The 17,213-nt window shown below is 55.9% G+C and carries 13 protein-coding genes and 2 pseudogenes; 4 read left to right on the top strand and 11 right to left on the bottom strand.

Annotation, left to right across the window (positions count from 1 at the left end; all coding sequences use genetic code 11):
- Positions 1 to 17: 17 nt before the first annotated feature.
- The 10 genes from HJB82_RS15015 to HJB82_RS14970 form a co-directional block, all read right to left on the bottom strand.
- Positions 18 to 1,793 (bottom strand): ABC transporter permease subunit, encoded by a 1,776-nt coding sequence (locus HJB82_RS15015; RefSeq protein ID WP_221140413.1) that lies wholly within the window; start codon positions 1,791 to 1,793, stop codon positions 18 to 20.
- 17 nt (positions 1,794 to 1,810) lie between these two features.
- Positions 1,811 to 2,932, bottom strand: a complete 1,122-nt coding sequence (locus tag HJB82_RS15010) for an ABC transporter ATP-binding protein (RefSeq protein ID WP_221140411.1) — start codon at positions 2,930 to 2,932, stop codon at positions 1,811 to 1,813.
- Between the two features lie 89 nt (positions 2,933 to 3,021).
- Entirely contained in the window at positions 3,022 to 4,125 is a 1,104-nt protein-coding gene (locus HJB82_RS15005) for a polyamine ABC transporter substrate-binding protein (protein ID WP_221140409.1), read from the bottom strand.
- Between the two features lie 71 nt (positions 4,126 to 4,196).
- Positions 4,197 to 5,360 carry a M20 aminoacylase family protein gene (locus tag HJB82_RS15000; protein WP_221140407.1) on the bottom strand — a complete coding sequence of 388 codons (1,164 nt, stop codon included), beginning with the start codon at positions 5,358 to 5,360 and terminating at the stop codon, positions 4,197 to 4,199.
- 462 nt (positions 5,361 to 5,822) lie between these two features.
- Positions 5,823 to 6,830, bottom strand: a complete 1,008-nt coding sequence (locus HJB82_RS14995) for an ABC transporter ATP-binding protein (protein ID WP_221140405.1) — start codon at positions 6,828 to 6,830, stop codon at positions 5,823 to 5,825.
- Entirely contained in the window at positions 6,827 to 7,834 is a 1,008-nt protein-coding gene (locus tag HJB82_RS14990; RefSeq protein ID WP_221140396.1) for an ABC transporter ATP-binding protein, read from the bottom strand. Before HJB82_RS14990 ends, HJB82_RS14995 begins: the two co-directional genes overlap by 4 nt.
- A 1-nt stretch (position 7,835) precedes the next feature.
- Positions 7,836 to 8,705 (bottom strand): ABC transporter permease, encoded by an 870-nt coding sequence (locus HJB82_RS14985; protein WP_221140624.1) that lies wholly within the window; start codon positions 8,703 to 8,705, stop codon positions 7,836 to 7,838.
- 13 nt (positions 8,706 to 8,718) lie between these two features.
- Positions 8,719 to 9,660: an ABC transporter permease gene (locus tag HJB82_RS14980; protein ID WP_221140394.1), complete on the bottom strand. Its 942-nt coding sequence runs from the start codon at positions 9,658 to 9,660 to the stop codon at positions 8,719 to 8,721.
- A gap of 5 nt (positions 9,661 to 9,665) precedes the next feature.
- Positions 9,666 to 11,264, bottom strand: coding sequence for an ABC transporter substrate-binding protein (locus HJB82_RS14975; protein WP_221140393.1), 1,599 nt, complete (start codon positions 11,262 to 11,264; stop codon positions 9,666 to 9,668).
- 332 nt (positions 11,265 to 11,596) lie between these two features.
- Entirely contained in the window at positions 11,597 to 13,732 is a 2,136-nt protein-coding gene (locus HJB82_RS14970) for a prolyl oligopeptidase family serine peptidase (RefSeq protein ID WP_221140391.1), read from the bottom strand.
- A 737-nt stretch (positions 13,733 to 14,469) separates the two neighbouring features.
- Between HJB82_RS14970 and HJB82_RS14965 the strand changes: the two genes are divergently transcribed.
- The 4 genes and pseudogenes from HJB82_RS14965 (at position 14,470) to HJB82_RS31590 (ending at position 16,936) form a co-directional block, all read left to right on the top strand.
- A complete protein-coding gene (locus HJB82_RS14965; protein WP_221140389.1) occupies positions 14,470 to 15,483 on the top strand; it encodes an ATP-grasp domain-containing protein in 1,014 nt (337 codons plus the stop codon).
- A gap of 237 nt (positions 15,484 to 15,720) precedes the next feature.
- Positions 15,721 to 16,311: pseudogene (locus tag HJB82_RS14960) on the top strand (MFS transporter); the annotation flags it as partial.
- A gap of 35 nt (positions 16,312 to 16,346) precedes the next feature.
- Positions 16,347 to 16,523, top strand: coding sequence for a hypothetical protein (locus HJB82_RS31595; protein WP_246638992.1), 177 nt, complete (start codon positions 16,347 to 16,349; stop codon positions 16,521 to 16,523).
- Positions 16,524 to 16,669: 146 nt separating this feature from the next.
- Positions 16,670 to 16,936, top strand: a complete 267-nt coding sequence (locus HJB82_RS31590) for a hypothetical protein (protein WP_246638991.1) — start codon at positions 16,670 to 16,672, stop codon at positions 16,934 to 16,936.
- Positions 16,937 to 16,948: 12 nt separating this feature from the next.
- Here HJB82_RS31590 and HJB82_RS14950 read toward each other — a convergent pair.
- Positions 16,949 to 17,213, bottom strand: a pseudogene (locus tag HJB82_RS14950) (hypothetical protein); the annotation flags it as partial.

Below are 17,213 nucleotides of genomic sequence, written 5' to 3'. Positions count from 1 at the left end.
CGGGAGGACCTTGTTTATTAAGCGGTAGCCTCAAGGACCGTATTCTGAGAGCTGCTCCTGGCGCGCCACCAAGTGACGTAAAGCGCGATCATCCATAGGATCGGCAGAAGGGTCAGCAGAGACGCCACAGCGGCCACTGTCGGATCGATTTCGTTGCGAATGTTCTCCCACATTTTCAGTGGCAACGTTCGGACCGAATATCCGCTGACCAAGGACGTCACGACCACTTCATCAAACGAATGGATGAATGCGAAGAGCGCGCCGCCAATGATCCCCGGTCGGATCAGAGGGAATGTCACCCGCATGAAAGCGGTAAAAGGCCTAGCGCCCATGCTTTTCGCTGCCTGCTCCAAGCGCCTGTCGAAATTGGCAAGAGTTGCGGAAACAATAACGACGACGTAGCTGATTGCGCCAATCGTATGGGCAAGTACGATGCCCGTCTCAGTTCCAATAAACCCTAGATTGACCAGGCCGAAGTAGCTTGCCACGCCGACGACAATGACGGGGATCGTGATCGGAGCAAGGATCACCATCGTCAGCCAGCCTCGAAGATCGGAGGCGATCCGGCTAAGGCCATAAGCTGCCAAGGTCCCTAAGACTGTCGACAGAGCCGCAACGGCCAAACCAATCTTGATGCTGGTCCAGGCCGCGCCATACCAGGCTTCATCACCGAAGAAGCTGCCATACCACTGAAGCGAGAAACCGGACGGAGGAAACTGTAGCGTCGCATCGCTGCTAAACGACATGATGATCACGACGACTTCGGGAAACAGCAGGAAGAAAATGACAAGCGTCAAGGTGAGGCTTCCAGCAAAACGCGACCATCCGCCATCGCCCTGAGCCTGATAAAGGGCCTTGGACCACTGTTTGGATCTTGAAGCGACCGAAAGCTCATTCAGATACTGCTTCACCACGCGAAGCAGGCTAAACCGTTCCATGAAACCTTTTCTCAGCTTCGGCGCGCTGTGTTGTGTTCCCGAGAGGTTTAGCCCGAATACAGAGAGCATCACGACGGCAATCGCCAGAAGGACGAATGAAGAGGCGCTGACTGAACCCATATTGAACCCGGTCGAGACCTGGGAGGCAATAAAGGTTGAGAGCATAGCATCTCCCAAGCCCCCCAACGCCGCTGGCGTGATGTAAAAGCCCAGGCAGATGACGAAGACCAGCAGCGTTCCGCTTCGAACACCCGGCATGCTCAAAGGGAAATAAACCCGCCAAAAGGCTGTCGATGGCTTCGCACCCATGCTTTTGGCAGCCGCGATCAATGATGTGTTGATACCGAGCATGACGCTCACGAGCGGCAGTATCATCATAGGCAGCATGATATGGACCATGCCGACATAGACAGCGGCGCGATTGTAAATCAGAGGGAGAGGGCTGGAAATAAGACCCCAATTCATGAGGGCGCTGTTGATCAAGCCATTGTCCCCGAGAATAACGACCCAGGAATAGGTGCGCGCCAAACCGCTTGTGAGATAGGGAATAACGACGAGAACGATCAGGACCATGCGCGCGCGCTTAGACGCTGTCGAGATCAGGTATGCCGTGGGATACCCGACCAACAAACAGATGACCGTCGCTATTGCGCTGATCTCCAGCGTCTGGAGCAGGACCCGAATGTTGGCATACTGTCCCAGGAACGAAGAATAGTTCTCAATGCTAAAATTGGGTGCGTTCAGACTTTCGAGAAAAAGCTGGACGGTTGGTACGCCGAATACAACGAGCAGAACCCCCATAGCCGGTAGCACGAGGATTATAGGAGCACGGCCAATTCTTTGAAATACTTGCATCTGTGTGCCTCCCCGGTTCATTCATCGAGCAGACGGACGTCCGCCCGAAGCCAGTCGAGACGCACCGATCCACCGGGTGCAAAGACCTCTTGGCCAAACGCCACGTGTTGGCGGACGATCAAGGATTTGTCGCCGACACGGACCTGATATTTTCTCAGCGGGCCGGCGTAGATCATTTCTTCTACTATCCCGGTGACGACCTGGCTCTGATCGAGCTCAGCTGGTGCAGGGGAATTTACCGCAGAGATCCGGACGCGCTCAGGTCGAACCATCGGTACTTTTCCGCGGAAGTTCTGATCGTTGAAGCCGAGCTCCCGTGAATCCAGAACATTTGCTTCTCCCAAGAAGTTGGCAACGAAGCGAGTAGCTGGCCGGTCATAGAGTGCTTCAGGCGTGTCCAGCTGTTCGATTTTGCCACCCCTCATAACCACAATGCGGTCCGAGAGCGTGAGCGCCTCTTCCTGGTCATGCGTGACGCAAATGGTGGTTTTCCCAAATTCGCGGTGGAGACCCTTGATCTCCCCCTGCATCTGTTCTCTGAGGTTCCTGTCCAGAGCGCCAAGTGGCTCATCCAAGAGAAGGATCGGAGGATCTGCAATAAGGGCGCGCGCAAGAGCGACGCGCTGCTGCTGACCGCCGCTGAGTTGCGAGGGCATGCGCTCACCAAATGCGTCCAGGTGAACCCGCTTGAGCATGCGTTCAACCAAAGGAGCCCGCTCGTTCGCCCTCATGCCACGCATTTCAAGGGGAAACTCAAGATTTCGTCGCACTGTCAGGTGCGGAAATAGTGCGTAACTTTGAAAGACGATGCCTTGGTCTCGGCCGTATGAAGGCACGGCTGCAACGGACTTGCCTGAGATCAGAATGTCGCCCTTCGTAGGGGACTCAAAACCCGCCAGCATCATCAGCGCCGTGGTTTTACCCGAGCCGCTTGGACCCAGAATAGTCAGAAATTCGCCTCGCCGAACCGTGAGGGAAAGCTCGGTGACCGCTGCGATCGGGCCGTACATTTTCGTGACGTCACGAAATTCAATCTGGGCGAGGGCGCGGTCTTCCAATTTCTGATCCTCGGTAGTCGCCTGTTTTGGCAGTTTCGCGACGGGGTGTTCATCCGACCGCAGGTGAGCAGACTGGGACATGCTGCCATCCTCTATTCGTGGCGCAAAGACGCCTGTGTTGCGTTGCCAATGTGCCGCCGGACGACACATTGGCTTCGAGCGTGCGCTAGTTACCGGATGACCCAATCGCTCCAGCGCTGCACAAGACGCTGGATATTCGACAGGCCGTCGGGGCCGGCCTCGGAGTACCAAGCGCCATTGAGAAGGATCGCCTTCTCAAGATACCTGGGATGGCTGGGCAACGTGAGACCAAGCTCCTCGGATATTAGCTTAAATGCGTTCCGGTTGGTGGGACCTTCCGGATAGAGCTTGGCAAAAGCAGCCTGGTTTTCGGCACGGCTTACGAATTCCACGAACTTCTGGGCATTTTCGGCATTTGGGCTGTTTTTTGGAATGACCCAGTAATCCCAAGTCATCTTCGCCTGGTTGCGATTGAGCTCCAACGCAGCGCCCTGGGCAATCGCGGAGGCTGCGCGGCCGTCATAAGACATCATGACGTCGCCGGCGCCGCTCAGCATCAGCTGTTGGATTTCGGATCCGGCCGTCCACCACTTGCGGACGTGAGGCTTGATCTTGTCAAGGCTGGCGAAGATCCGATCGATGTCCATCGGATAGATCTTGTCCGGAGCGACGCCGTCAGCCAAGAGTGCTTCTTCCCAAGGACCTTCCGAGCCGTATTGACCCGACACCAAGTATCGGACGCCCGGGAATTTCTCGGTATCCCAGAACTCCGCCCAGTTAGTGGGCCTCGCTTTGTCCGCGGGATATTTCTTGGTGTTGTAAACCAGGTTGTAGGTGTAGAAGAAAAAGCCGACGCCGAAGTCTTGTTTCACGTTCGGGACAAGTCCCTCGATATCTTCCTTTCTGAATTTCGAGTAATCTATCTTCTCCAGATAGCCTTTCTCGGCAGCTTGCAGGGCCGCACCTTGGCTCATAGGACCGACATCGATGGTGATGCTATTCGTCTTCTGCATCAGCTCGAGCTGTGCAAACTCGAAGTCTTGTGTCACTGGGATAACCTTGATGCCGGTTTCAGCTTCAAATGGTTTGGCGTAGGCTTCGATAACATATTTGCCGAGCTGCCCACCGTAGGTCAGCACTCGGACCTCGCCGGTTGTCTGTGCCGAGGCGTTAACAACAGGCGTTGCCAAAGTTGCGACGGCGATGGCGAAGGACGCCTGCATAATTCGTCTGCGGTTGATCAAAATGCTCATCTTCGTTCACCCTCTATTTTTCCTCGCCACTATTGACCAGGTTCTGAAGTTCTGCGGCAGGCAGTGTCTGGCTACGGCGCCAGGACCCTTTCAACCAAGTTCACCCAGTAGCCAACGCCGTAAGGCAAAGCATCGTCGTTGAAGTCGTATTCGGGGTTGTGGACGGAGGCTGTCGGACCGTTGCCAAGAAAGATGTAAGACCCTGGCCGCGCCTCAAGCATGTAAGCAAAGTCTTCTGATCCCATACCTGGCTTGAGGAGGTCATTGACCGAAGCGTGCCCAACGAGATCGCGTGCTGCGTCAACCGCTATCTTCGTCTCGGCGTCGTGGTTCACAGCGACCGGCTCGAGACGGCGATACGCAAAATTGATATCCGCGCCAAACCCGCCGGCGATACCCTGGGCGGCTTCGAAAATCCCTTTCTCTGCAAAGTCGCGGAGGGCGGGCGAAAGTGTCCGGACAGTCCCGCAAATAACTGCGTGCTGTGGGATGATATTATAGGCTTCTCCAGCATGGATTTTGGTCACGGAGATGACCAAGGCCTCCTGAGGATCGGTGTTCCTCGAAACCAAAGTCTGGAGGCCGAGAACGATTTGGGCGCCGATGACAATGGGATCGATGTTTTTGTGAGGCGTGGCGGCGTGGCCGCCTTTGCCCCGAACCGTTATGTCAAATTCGTCGAGCCCGGCCTGAATCGGGCCGCTGCAAATACTGAATTTGCCGACCTCCAGTCCAGGGTAGTTATGCAATCCGAAGACCTTGGAGATGCCAAAGCGGTCCATGATGCCTTCTTGCACCATCTTCTCTGCGCCCCGGCCGTCTTCTTCGGCCGGTTGAAATATAAGGGCGACCGCGCCCTTGAAATTGCGCGTTTCGGCCAGATACTTCGCCGCCGCTAGAAGCATTGCAGTATGGCCGTCATGACCACATGCATGCATTTTTCCAGGAGTTTTAGATGCCCACGGTTTGCCCGAGGCTTCCAATATTGGTAGCGCGTCCATGTCTGCACGCAGCCCAATTGTAGGACCGTCACCGAGATTTCCCTGGATTACGGCAACCACACCGGTCTGCGCTATTCCGGTTTCTATGTGGTTGATGCCGAACGAAGCCAGTTTCTCGGCAACGAAGTTTGCGGTGTCGCGGACGTCATAATCCAGCTCAGGATTCGCGTGAAGATACCGGCGCCATTCCGTCGCTTCGTCTCTAAGCTTTTCGAAGTTTTCGATGCCGCGCATCGTTTATCCTTTTTGATCTTGGATCGTTAAACGAAAAAATCCCTTGGCCGCGGATCCGCCACGATGTTCACTGAACAGGCTCCAGGCGACATGTGGGCTTGGGCGGATCATATACCCGCGATTTTTGGTTCCCTTTTTTTACCAACGTGCCTTCGCGGGCTGTCCTAGGCAAATAGAGACTCAATATAAGTGCCATCGGGAAACCAGATGGCACACCACTGGAGGGAGTCAGTTGGGGCCAAGCCTGCGGGTGTGACGCACTCCTCCCGAGGTGCCACTAGGTTTTCGAGGTCGAAGACGAGCTCCGCCCGGACTGGCTCTGTGCGCCATCGCTACACAACCGGCAGCACTATGCCGGGCAGTATCGACCAAACGTCCTTGGGGATTCTTCAGGCTGCCAATTCTGATTGGGCGAGGTGCGACGACCTCGTCGAAACGACGCTACGCAAAGCCCCCAGCAAGTTAAGGGGTACCAGGCTGATTGTGCTCGATTTTGCCCGCTGGCGCGCGGACGTGACAGGCGACAGCGCGGCCATCGGGCATTGACACCAGCGAGGGCACGTCAATGCGACAGCGGTCTTGTACGAGCGGGCAGCGCGGGTGGAATGCACACCCGCTCGGTGGGCTGACCGGGCTCGGCACTTCACCCTCGACTAGCGCCTCCAACTGAACCCTTGTGGGATCTGGTATAGGGGCGGCCGCTATGAGCGCCTCGGTATAAGGATGTATTGGGTTGGCGAATAGCGCTTCGCAAGTTGCCAATTCGACAATCCGCCCGAGGTACATGACCGCTACTCGATGACCAATATGCTCTACAACACCAAGATCGTGCGAGATGAACACGAAGGCGATCCCCGTTTCCTCCTGGAGGTCCATGAGGAGATTGAGGATTTGTGCCTGCACGGAGACGTCGAGAGCGGAGACTGCCTCGTCGGCGATGATGATTGACGGCTTGAGCGACAATGCGCGCGCAATTCCGAGCCGCTGGCGCTGACCGCCCGACAATTCCGAGGGAAGCCTATGCATGATCTCGGGCGCAAGGCCCACTTTTCGCAGGAGCTCCGCCGCAAGGTCTTCACGCTTTCTGCGGTTCAGACGCTCAAAATTCTCGACCGGTTCTGTGATAATCTGACCGGCCGTTAGCCGTGGGTTCAGCGACGAGTAGGGATCCTGGAAGACCATCTGCATGCGTCGGCGCCAGTCCCGAAGTTCGTTCTTGTTGAGACTGGCAATATCGTTTCCCTCGAGCAGGACGCGGCCACCTGTCGGGTCAACAAGCCGCATCAAGAGCCGTGCGATTGTCGACTTTCCGCATCCTGATTCGCCGACAATGCAAAGTGTTTCGCCTGCGTTGACAGTAAAGGACACATCCTCGACCGCCCGCACGACTGGTGGAACTTTATTGAAGATCCCGCCACCGAGCGGATAGTGTTTGACCAGTTTTTCGACTTGCAACAAAGGTCCAATCATGCGCTCACCACCTCTTCTGCATGCCAGCAGGCGGCTGCGTGATCGGCACCGTATTCTTTAACAGCTGGCGTTTTCTCCCGGCAAACCTCGGTCGCGAACGGACAACGCGGCGCAAAGCTGCACCCGACAATCGGCTCGCGCAAGCTCGGCACAATACCAGGAATTTCTGGTAGGCGGCGCTCTTTGCCGCGCCGTCTGTCTGGGACCGAGCGCATGAGAGCTTTTGTGTACGGATGCATGGGCCGCGCGAAGAGATCCGTGACCGTTGCCTGCTCGACGATACGGCCGGCATACATCACTATGACGCGCTGGCAGGTCTCGGCCACGACGCCTAGGTCATGGGTGATGAACATAACCGAGGTTCCCATGCGCTCCTTCAGATCGACGATCAGCCGCAGGATCTGCGCCTGAATGGTGACGTCGAGCGCCGTCGTCGGCTCGTCGGCAATCAAGAGTTCAGGTGAGCAGGCAAGTGCCATGGCAATCATGGCACGCTGGCGCATGCCGCCGGACATCTCGTGGGGATAATTGCTTACCCGCCGTTCGGGGTCCGCAATGCGGACGAGGCGCAGCATATCGACGGCCTTTGCCAGGGCCTCAGAACGGGAGGCACCGGTGTGAATTTCGACTGCCTCTGCAATCTGGCGACCGACAGTATAGACCGGATTCAGGCTCGTCATAGGATCCTGGAAGATCATCGCGATTTTATCCCCCCGGATCTTACGCATCTCCCGGTCGGGCAGATCCAAGAGATTGCGACCGTGGAAGAGGACCTCACCGCCCATCGTCTTGGCGGAGAGCTTCGGCAGAAGCCGCATAATGGACAGCGCCGTCACGCTCTTGCCACAACCGGATTCGCCGACTACGCCCAGCGTTTCCCCCTTCTTTACTTGAAAGCTAACCCCGCCGAGAGCGTGCGTGACGCTTTCTTCGCCGAAGAAGTGTGTTTCAAGATCCCGGACATCAAGGAGGATATCCCGGTCAGAATCTTTCTGAATGTGCATGTCAGCTCCGCCTTTTCGCACGAGGATCGAACAAGTCGCGGAGACCGTCCCCAAACAGATTTACCGCCAGAACCGTGATCGCAAGAAAGATACCCGGTGCGAATATGGTGAAAGGAGCAATTGAGAGGTACAGCCGAGAGCTGGAGATCATATTCCCCCAACTTGCGATTTCGGGGGGCACGCCAACGCCTAAGAAGCTCAGCCCGGCTTCGGTCATGATCGCGTCCGCACAAACAACCGCAGTTTGGACCATGAGTGGCGGTAGAGTGCTCGGAAGAATATGGCGCCACAGAATCTTCGGGAGCCGTGCTCCGCCGCAAACAGCGGCTTCGACATATGCGCGTTCACGCACACTTAGGACCACTGACCTTACCATTCTCGTCACGCTCGGAATTTGTGGGATGGCGATCGCTATAATCAGAATGCCAATTCCCGTCCCGGTGAGCGAGATGAGCGCGATTGCAAGCAAGAACGTTGGGATCGACATCAAAGCGTCCATCACGCGCATGATGACGTTGTCGAACCTTCGAATGTAGCCGGCGAGTACACCGATCAGAAGCCCGGCGGAGGCGGCCACTAGCGCCGATACCAATCCGACCGTGAGAGAGATCCGCGCGCCGTAAACGGTCCGAGCGAACACATCCCGACCCAGGTTATCCGTCCCCAACCAATATTCGGCCGAGGGGGGTTGCAGGCGGACAAACGGATCCATTTTCAACGGATCACCCGCATAAAGTGGAGCTGCGAGCGTCAGAGCGATCAGGATCACCAAGAGACCACCGCCGATTAGAACCAGCGGGTGTCTTTGAGCATGGCGGGCGAGGTATGAGACTCGAAGCCGATCCCTTTGCCCGGGGTTTCGTAACGACATAGCAAAAAACATATCAGTACCGAATCCGGGGATCGATCAGCGTATAAGTAAGATCGACCGCCAAGTTAATCAGGACGTATATTCCTGAGATGACGATTAGTACGCTTTGAATCACCGGGTAATCTCGATTGTTGATCGCATCGACTACAAGACGGCCGATTCCCGGGATATTGAATACCGTTTCGGTGAGTACGACCCCGCCAATCAGATAGGCAAAACTGAGGCCGATGACGGTGACGATAGGTGCCCCTGCATTTTTCAAAGCGTGGTGAAAAAGCATCGAGTATGACGATGCCCCCTTCGCAGCGGCCGTGCGCATGTAGTCCTCCGACAACACCTCAAGCATGCTCGCCCGCGCGATCCGAGCGATGAAGGCAATATAGGGAAGACTTAGCGCAACAGTCGGGAGAATGAGATGAGCAAACCATGGCCGTAGGCCTAGGCCGATCGGCGCATAGCCTTGAACCGGGAGCAGTCGCGTCTGGATAGCAAACACATAAATGAGGAAATAGCCGACTACGAAAACCGGAAGAGAGTAACCGAGTGCCGAAAATACCGTCAGAGCACGATCGACCAGACCTCCAGCTCGCCAAGCAGCAAGGATGCCAAACGTCACTCCACCCACTACGGAAAGGAACAATGTCAAGAGCGACACTGATAGGGTTGGCTCCAACCGCTGTGTCATAAGTTGAAGGACCGGACGCCCAGCGAAGACCGAGGTACCTAAATCGCCGCGCAGAATGTTTTGTGCCCATTGTCCGAACTGTACCGGCAGCGGTTCGTTAAGCCCCAGTTGTACTCGGACGTTGGCGACCATCTGCTCGCTAGCAGTCGGCCCGGCAATGATGGCTGCTGGATCTCCAGGCGTTAGCCTGATGAGAAGGAAGATTAATATCCCGACCATCGCCATGACGACGATGGCCGAGATCAATCTGCGAAGGGTGTAGTAGACCAAAAGACTCACCCCTTTTGCATATTCCACATGGGAACATTGCCGGTCTTCAGCCCAACAAGGCCGGTCAAGTCCTTCCGATGAGCAACGGGTGATATAACCTGGCCCAAGGCTACCAAGCTCGCGTAATTCCACCAAGCCTGCTGCATGTCGCGAGCAAGTTCTTGACGTTCTTCAAGCGTTTCGACGTCGGGCCATTTGGCGCGCAAGGCCTCGTATTCAGCTGATTCAGGCCAGCCGAACCAACTTTCCTCTCCGTTCATGGCCATCCAGGCCGCAGTCGTCGGATCGCCGAACTGAAAATCAGTTGCGGAGGAAATAAAGATGCTCCAACCGCCTTCGTCGACGGAGTCCTTCTTGGCTCTCCGGGCAACAAGGCCAGCCCAGTCAGTCGACGCCAGCTCCGCATTGATCCCAATCTTGCGCATTTCCGATGCGAGTAGAAGCGAAGCATTATGTGCTTCTCCCCAGTCGGTGGGATCAAGGATAACGACCTTCTCGCCAGCGTAACCTGCCTCCGTAAAAAGCCGCTTGGCAGCCTCCGGGTCACCACCCTCCTTGTACCAATCCGTGTTCGCATCGTTTGTATAAGCCGTACCGGTACCGAAAAGCGATTTAACGGGACGACTGTATTGCGGCGATGGATTGATGACGCGAAGAAACGCCTCCTGGTTGATGAGATGCAGCATCGCCTGCCGCGCCTTGACGTTGTTAAACGGCTTTTGCAGGCAGTTCATGCGGAGGAAATAGTTGTAACCGGATTTGTACAGGTCCTCGAGCACAAGGTTCGGATCACTCTCGATCACCGGGTAAAGATCGGCTGGAGGCGCGCCCAGGAAGTCGATCTCTCCGGCCTGCAAGGCCGAAATGGCCGTCTGCTGATCCGGGAAGTCGCTCCAGATGACACGACTGACTCTGGCGACCTTTCCACCCGCAAGTCCGTCAGAGGGCTCGCTGCGGGGAACATACTCTTCAAACTTGTCGAACGTAATGTTAGCCCCGGGTACGAAAAGCTCTTCGTTGAACTTGAATGGCCCCGATCCGACGTGGGCGGTAACAGCTTCACTCGGCGGGCGATTTGCATCCTTTTCGCGCATGATGAACAGCGGGTAGGTGCTGACTTGTGCCAATTGATCAATCAGCAAACCAAGCGGCTCTTTCAGGGTGATGATAAAGGTTTTATCGTCCTTTTTGGAAACATCCTGCGCCCGCTGCTTCACCAGACTCCCGCCTGGTGTTTGGAACCAACGCCGAATTGAGGCAACACAATCGGCAGCCGTAACCGGCGTGTGATCGTGCCAGCTCAGTCCGTCTCGAAGCTGGAAAGTGTAAGTCCTCTTGTCGTCCGAAGCGCTCCAATCCCCGATCATTTGCGGCTTTGGCACGAGCTTTGAATTGAGGCCGAAGAGCATATCGTAGACACCAAAGGCGTAATCGCCGATATCTACGTCCGTCGTCGTGTAAGGATCGAAGGCCTGCGGCACGCCGTGGGACCATTTCACTGGTTCGCCTCCGGTGGATGCCTGTGCGCGGAGCAGGGAAGGGAACGACGCTGCCGCTGCCATGGCCATGCTCGCTTTCAGTACGTTTCTCCGAGAGATCTTCATTGTCTAAGTTCCCCTACTTGTTTTTGATTTCATCGTGACCGTGATTGAATAGCGCTAGCTTTAACGACGAAGACTAAGGTGTCGTTGAGCGGTGTTGATGGCGCGCCTCTCTCCGCCGGGCAAACTGGCTACACGGAATGGAATTGACAAATAGAGTTTCGATATGTGGTCATATCGAAACCAGATCGTTGAACATTTCGAGGGCTTGCTTAGTCGTTTCGAACGCCAGCTTCGTCTTGCGACAGAGCTCTAGCCGTAGGCCTTGGTCTCCTGAGACGCGATAAAAGTCGCTGCGGTGACCTAGGATGACATGGCCCGTTAGACGGGCCATGCTACGTTGTCGTTCGCCTCGAGCTATCTGCACGATTGAGTTGATCAAGGATCCAAGCCTGGCGGAATGCGGCTTCTTCCACTACTGCGGGTCCGTGTGAAAATCCGGAGTGACCGCCGAGCATGCGGGTCCTAAAGACGAGCGCAGGGTCGCGGTTGGGCGTGCAGGAGCGGCGCTGTGCGACATACCTCGCAGGTTGGTGATATAGTACCTGACTGTCATCGAGCGCGGCGTCAATGTAAGTTGGCGGGAGTGGTCTACCAGCGTCAAGGTTGTAGTATGGGTCGTACGTCCGCATGTAACTGTACTCGTCCGGAGCGCGCGGGTCTCCGTATTCCGCCGTCTCCGCCAACGCGAACGGCATGTTGAAGTCCAGCTCGGTGTCGATGATGTCGGCAACTGGAACTTCCGCGATCACGGCCCGAAATAGATCAGGTCGCAATGCGGCCGCAGCCAACACGGTACCTCCACCAGCACTTTTTCCCTCGATGATAATTCCGTCGCGCGAAGCATAGCCCTGCTCAACGAGAGCCTCGGCACATCTGATCAAATCTGTGTAAGTGACGGTCTTTCGATCACGAATGGCCGCATCATACCAGCGACGCCCGAACTCTCCGCCCCCCCGGACATGCACGATTCCAAAGGCAATCCCCCGATCAAGAAGGCTTAAACGCTCATCCAGGCATGAGGGTGCGGAGAAGAAGGAAGGCCACCTTGTCGTGCCATAACAGCCATAGACGTTCAGGAGAACGGGTCCGCTAGGCCGCCGGTCCCGGCGCGAGATCAGTGAAATCGGCACCTGTACCCCGTCTTCGGCATTCGCCATGATGGTCGTTGCAACGTATTGAGAGGCGTCGTAGCCCGGGACCTTGGCTTGATAAACGATTTTCGATCGGCCGCTTTTCATATCGTGTTCGGTGAATGTGTCCGGCCTAATAAACGAACTGGCGGAGTAGATCAGCTGTGAGCTGCAGAAGCGATGCCGCGCCACCGAGTAAGAGCCTCCTGCCGAAACGCCGACTTTCAACGTGCACGTGCTCGCCTCGGGAACGATGACAGATTTAACCTCTCCAGTTCGCCCATATACGACAAGCCGAGGTCTAAGGTTTTCTCTCTCAAGGGAAACCAGATCCCAATCGAACACGTGAACTTCCTCTAGCGTCACTCCTGCTCGATAAGGAACAAACTCTTTCCACTGCGACGGCGAAGGGTCGTCTGTTGGCGCGCTCACCATTCGCCAGTCCGGGCCATTGTCGTCTACACGGAACAGGAACCTATCGTTCCAATGTTCAGCATAAATCTTGTGTCCTAGATCGCGTGCCACGATCCGGCGCCACTTCCCTTTCGGACTGTTCGACGCGAGACACCACACTTCCGCGGCACCTCGTTGAACGCGCAGCGTGTTGTCACAACCGGGGACCACGTTGAGAAACAGCCAAGCGCCGCTGTGCGATCGCCGAACCACTACCGCCAGCCGCTCGTTGGATTCTTCGAAGACAACCTCGGATTTGCTGGCCTCCACATCGAAACGAACGATCCGATCATGCTGGCGCCTGTCACTGCGCTCCTGTGAGAAGAAGAGTGATTGGCTGTCGGCGGCCCAGACTGCCTGTCCTACCCTTGCCGGGCCTCGCCACACTTCTTGGCCGCTAGAAACATCCCGCACCCTAAGTTCGAAACCCTCATCGCCAACGACATCAAAACTGTACGCTAGATACCGTCCGTCATCGCTTGGTTCGAAAATGCCAAGCGTGAAGAAGACAGCGGCGCCGGGAATCAAATTTGGGTCCAGTACAAGTTCGTCAGGGCCTCCTGCTACTGGCCGGCGCCACCATGCCGGATGAGGCAGGCCATCTTCCTGCATCCGAAAATACTCGAAGGGACCCACTGTCAAAACAGGATGACTACCGCCGCCGGCTTTACGCGCTTTAATTTCGGCAACCAGTTGATGTTTGATCTCCGCCAGGTGGGCTGTCGCCTGTTCCGAGTAACGGTTCTCTGCTTCAAGATACTGGAGCACATCGGGGTCTTCGCGATTGCGAAGCCAGCCGAACTTATCAGTCGTGACATCTTCATGAAGGACGCGGATTCGCGCCTCGGCGCGGGGAAGCGGCGGGTGCAAAATTTGCTCTCCCATCATTTCTCCTCAGACAGGAGACGTATGGGGACGATGACCCCGGCTTTACGCCAATAGTTTGCAGTTTTCATTGATGTGCCTCCCATTGAGCGTTGAGTTGTCAGCTAGCCTAGCGAGCGGATCTCCGCATCTCCTGATGTTGTAGAGCCAGAAACAGTGCAGCTTAGGACTGGTTCGTTGCTGAAAATTGGAGAACTCTTTCAGACTTGGCAAATATCAAATCGATATTCCAGCCATCGATAAGCAAGATGGGCTGAATTCCGCGGGGGCTCCTTGCCTGAAACAACACCTGTGCGAAAGGCTCTCGTGCGTTTTTGAATGTGCCACCCATGGCCCGGGACAGGATCATGTTTGAGGGCTACGGCCGGCAGCCGAAAGTCAGCACAATCCTTGTGAGTCACTCAAGGGCCACCATGCAACGTGGCATCAAGGCTTGTGTGGCGCAGGCGCTTAGTCAGGTCCGGTCGACGTGCCGGTTGCTCCTCTTCGACTTTGTGAGATTTACGACATTTGGGTGCGAAAGCGACAGCCAAGTACAACTATTTACGGCGGCGACGCGGGAAACACGTGGCTTTGGAGCCTCATTTCGCGGAACATCATCGTTGGCACGCCGATTGCAACAGTCATGTGGCCCGGTCAGAGCACTGAGCGCAAATGCCGATAGATACATAGCGAATCGAGGAAGGCTGCCAATTAAACGGCGTTTTGTCCTCGTGTTCTTTCGTTGGAGTATGACCATGCTAATAGCCGTCGTGTGTAATAGCGAATTCACGGGCGTAATTAACCAGTTCGGTCAGCCATATCCGCAGCCGCCGCAACCGTGGCCGCCGGAGGGACGAATAGTTGACAATGTGCTGGCGGCGCTGCGAGAAGGCGGCCACGAGACGCTGCTGTGTCAAGGTAATAAAACACTACTCGCTGCGCTTGAGCAGTTCATGCCACCCGATCCGCTAACCGGCCGCCCCTCGGGAATGGTCTTCAACTTGGCCGAAGGGATTCAGGGCGAGTACCGTTTCACCCACGTTCCAGGAATGCTCGAAATGGCTGGTGTTCCGTATACCGGATCTAGTCCGCTTGGGCATGGGCTGACGGACGATAAAGTCATCAGCAAGATGCTCATGCGCGATAGTGGCGTGCCAACGCCGAACTTTCGCGTCATGCGTCGCGGCACCGAGAGCACCGGCGATCTGCAATTTCCGTTAGTAGTGAAGCCGCGTCACGAGGACAACAGCTTCGGGCTGCGAGTCGTCCATGACGAAGCGCAACTTAGGCTGGCAATCGAAATGATCGACGCTCAGTATGCCCAAGATTCGCTCGTGGAAGAATACATCGAGGGGCGGGAAATCAACGTAGCGCTGCTTGGAAACGAAGATCTCGAGGTGTTTCCTCTCGTGGAGCACGATCTCGCCCAGCTCGACACCAAAATTTTGACTTGGGAAGCGAAGTACCTGACGGCCGCGCAGCCACCAAAGATTTGCCCGGCGATAATCGGGAGCAGACTTGCGGCATTACTGAGGGATATTTCAATTGCTACGTTCCATGCTTGCCAGTGCCGCGATTATGCCCGCGTAGATCTTCGGATTGATCGTTCCGGCAAACCTTTTATTCTAGAAATCAACTCAATGCCGGGTCTCAGCAGGAGCTCCCCTTATGTACTAGCCGCGATGGCTGCGGGACACAGCTACTCGAGTTCGATCAATGGCATCCTTGATGTCGCCCACAAGCGGTATTTTGGAAATGCAATCCAATAGGATTCAACCGCTGATCCAAAAGACGCCGACCGGCACCTCAGAGAAGGTGCACGCGCATCGATTGCAGCCGCTTGCGATACGGTCCTAGCCTCTCGCTAGCGCGGGCTTGATCCGGAAGGCTGGCGGAAACCTCCGCCAGCCCTTCGCCCGTCACACATGACATGCGAGCCCCCCGCGTTTCGCACCGAATATCCTGCTGCCTCGCAGCATCGCCCGTTGGATGAGAGCTCAAGAGATATGCGGCATGAAAAATCGGTTTCAGTCACTTCGACAGCGTTCACCCCGCTCCGAAATAAGGTGTTCCGTTCAATCTGGACGGCCACACAAATCGCAAGCCTCGGATGGCTCATCCAGACGACAGCAATCAGCTGGCTGATAGCCACGACCTCCGCTTCCGATGTGATGGTCGCGCTAAATGCTCATCGGGCATTGTTTGATCGCGTTTTCTTCGCTGATGCTGGCCATATCCGTTGCACTGGGTTTCGTTAGTCCTTGGCTGATATTAGGGCTAGGCTTTCCTTGGGGGATACGGTTTCGCGGTGAATGATCCCGCTTGGCACGCCTCTGTAGGCGACATTCTCGAGAAGCGTGACGTTCCGGCGGCGGTCACATCGATGTCGGTTGGGTATAACATTGTTGGAACGGAAGGGCCGGCAATCGGGGCCAATTCTTGCTTTTTGGGATCCCTTACCGCAATCGTGTTAGCGTTCTCAGCAATCTAGTGTCGCTTGCTGCGGTATCGCGCTCAAAATGGCACGTGAACTCTTCCTCGCTCCTTCTGAGCGGGTTCTAACAGCTATTCAAGATGGGCTGCGCTTTACCGCAATGCCTCGGAACAGTTTGAGCTGAACATCATCGGCATCATGGCGCATTGCGCAGAGTCCCACGCTGGCGTTGACGCCACCACAATGTCGGGAGCCTTTATTAACGAGGTTCAAAAGGTGGTGTCACGCGAGATGCCCGTCGATGACGGTGCGATCATCACCATCGGCACCATCCACGGGGGCAAGGCGACAAATATCATCTGCCCTCGGTCGTGATGACAGGAACGATCCGGACCAGCAGTCCTGAGCGTCGATGCCTACTCGTCCAGCGAGTTCGCTAAGTGGCCGAGGGTGTGGCCGAATCGCCGAGGGTGGAATTTAGTTCTCAGTCCGGCGAACCCCCCGTCTTCAATGATGCAGGCATGGTGGAGCGTTTTCGCCAGATCGTTGTCCGATCAGCCGGCGAATATAAGTATGTGCAGGTAAAACCGATCTGTGGCGGCGACGACTCCGGATTCTACTCTGGCTGCGTGCCTTCAATCTACTTTCAATTTGGCAGCAGGGATCCCGGAAACGAAACGGGGGTGCACACACCAACCTTCGGAGCATCGGATGGACTAATCGTTCCCACAACCGAGATGATTACATACTGTTGGGAGCTCCTGCATAACTCGTCTCCCCCACCATAGGCGCTAAAGTCATCACCGGTTGTTCGTGTTCTCGGCGAGTAGAAATGGTGTTATCTTCCAGCAAATTAAGTCGGCGGCTTGATGAAGTATGGCTGTCGTCTGATCACGGCTGGGCGAAGCGGCGATGATATGTCCGATCAAATCTAGGTAATCGCCCTTTCTGACAATTGGTGTGTTGGGATGAACATACATCTTGACCTCGGCGATGCCCGGTATAGCGGCTGCACGATTGGCGCCCTCGATTCCATCGAGCATGCCGTCGCGATCAGGAACCAGG

Origin of the sequence: Rhizobium sp. NZLR10, assembly GCF_019685125.1 — a bacterium.
Taxonomy (GTDB): domain Bacteria; phylum Pseudomonadota; class Alphaproteobacteria; order Rhizobiales; family Rhizobiaceae; genus Rhizobium.
Note: the sequence above shows the minus strand (reverse complement) of the source record. Positions and strands in the feature narration are given on the sequence as shown.

Excerpts from the sequence above, each read along its gene's own strand:
- HJB82_RS14965 (WP_221140389.1), top strand. The coding sequence starts at position 14,470 with ATGCTAATAGCCGTCGTGTGTAATAGCGAATTCACGGGCGTAATTAAC.
- HJB82_RS14975 (WP_221140393.1), bottom strand. The coding sequence starts at position 11,264 with ATGAAGATCTCTCGGAGAAACGTACTGAAAGCGAGCATGGCCATGGCA.
- HJB82_RS15000 (WP_221140407.1), bottom strand. The coding sequence starts at position 5,360 with ATGCGCGGCATCGAAAACTTCGAAAAGCTTAGAGACGAAGCGACGGAA.
- HJB82_RS14970 (WP_221140391.1), bottom strand. The coding sequence starts at position 13,732 with ATGGGAGAGCAAATTTTGCACCCGCCGCTTCCCCGCGCCGAGGCGCGA.
- HJB82_RS31595 (WP_246638992.1), top strand. The coding sequence starts at position 16,347 with ATGGCGCATTGCGCAGAGTCCCACGCTGGCGTTGACGCCACCACAATG.
- HJB82_RS15015 (WP_221140413.1), bottom strand. The coding sequence starts at position 1,793 with ATGCAAGTATTTCAAAGAATTGGCCGTGCTCCTATAATCCTCGTGCTA.
- HJB82_RS15005 (WP_221140409.1), bottom strand. The coding sequence starts at position 4,125 with ATGAGCATTTTGATCAACCGCAGACGAATTATGCAGGCGTCCTTCGCC.
- HJB82_RS31590 (WP_246638991.1), top strand. The coding sequence starts at position 16,670 with ATGGTGGAGCGTTTTCGCCAGATCGTTGTCCGATCAGCCGGCGAATAT.
- HJB82_RS14985 (WP_221140624.1), bottom strand. The coding sequence starts at position 8,705 with ATGTCGTTACGAAACCCCGGGCAAAGGGATCGGCTTCGAGTCTCATAC.
- HJB82_RS14995 (WP_221140405.1), bottom strand. The coding sequence starts at position 6,830 with ATGATTGGACCTTTGTTGCAAGTCGAAAAACTGGTCAAACACTATCCG.
- HJB82_RS15010 (WP_221140411.1), bottom strand. The coding sequence starts at position 2,932 with ATGTCCCAGTCTGCTCACCTGCGGTCGGATGAACACCCCGTCGCGAAA.
- HJB82_RS14990 (WP_221140396.1), bottom strand. The coding sequence starts at position 7,834 with ATGCACATTCAGAAAGATTCTGACCGGGATATCCTCCTTGATGTCCGG.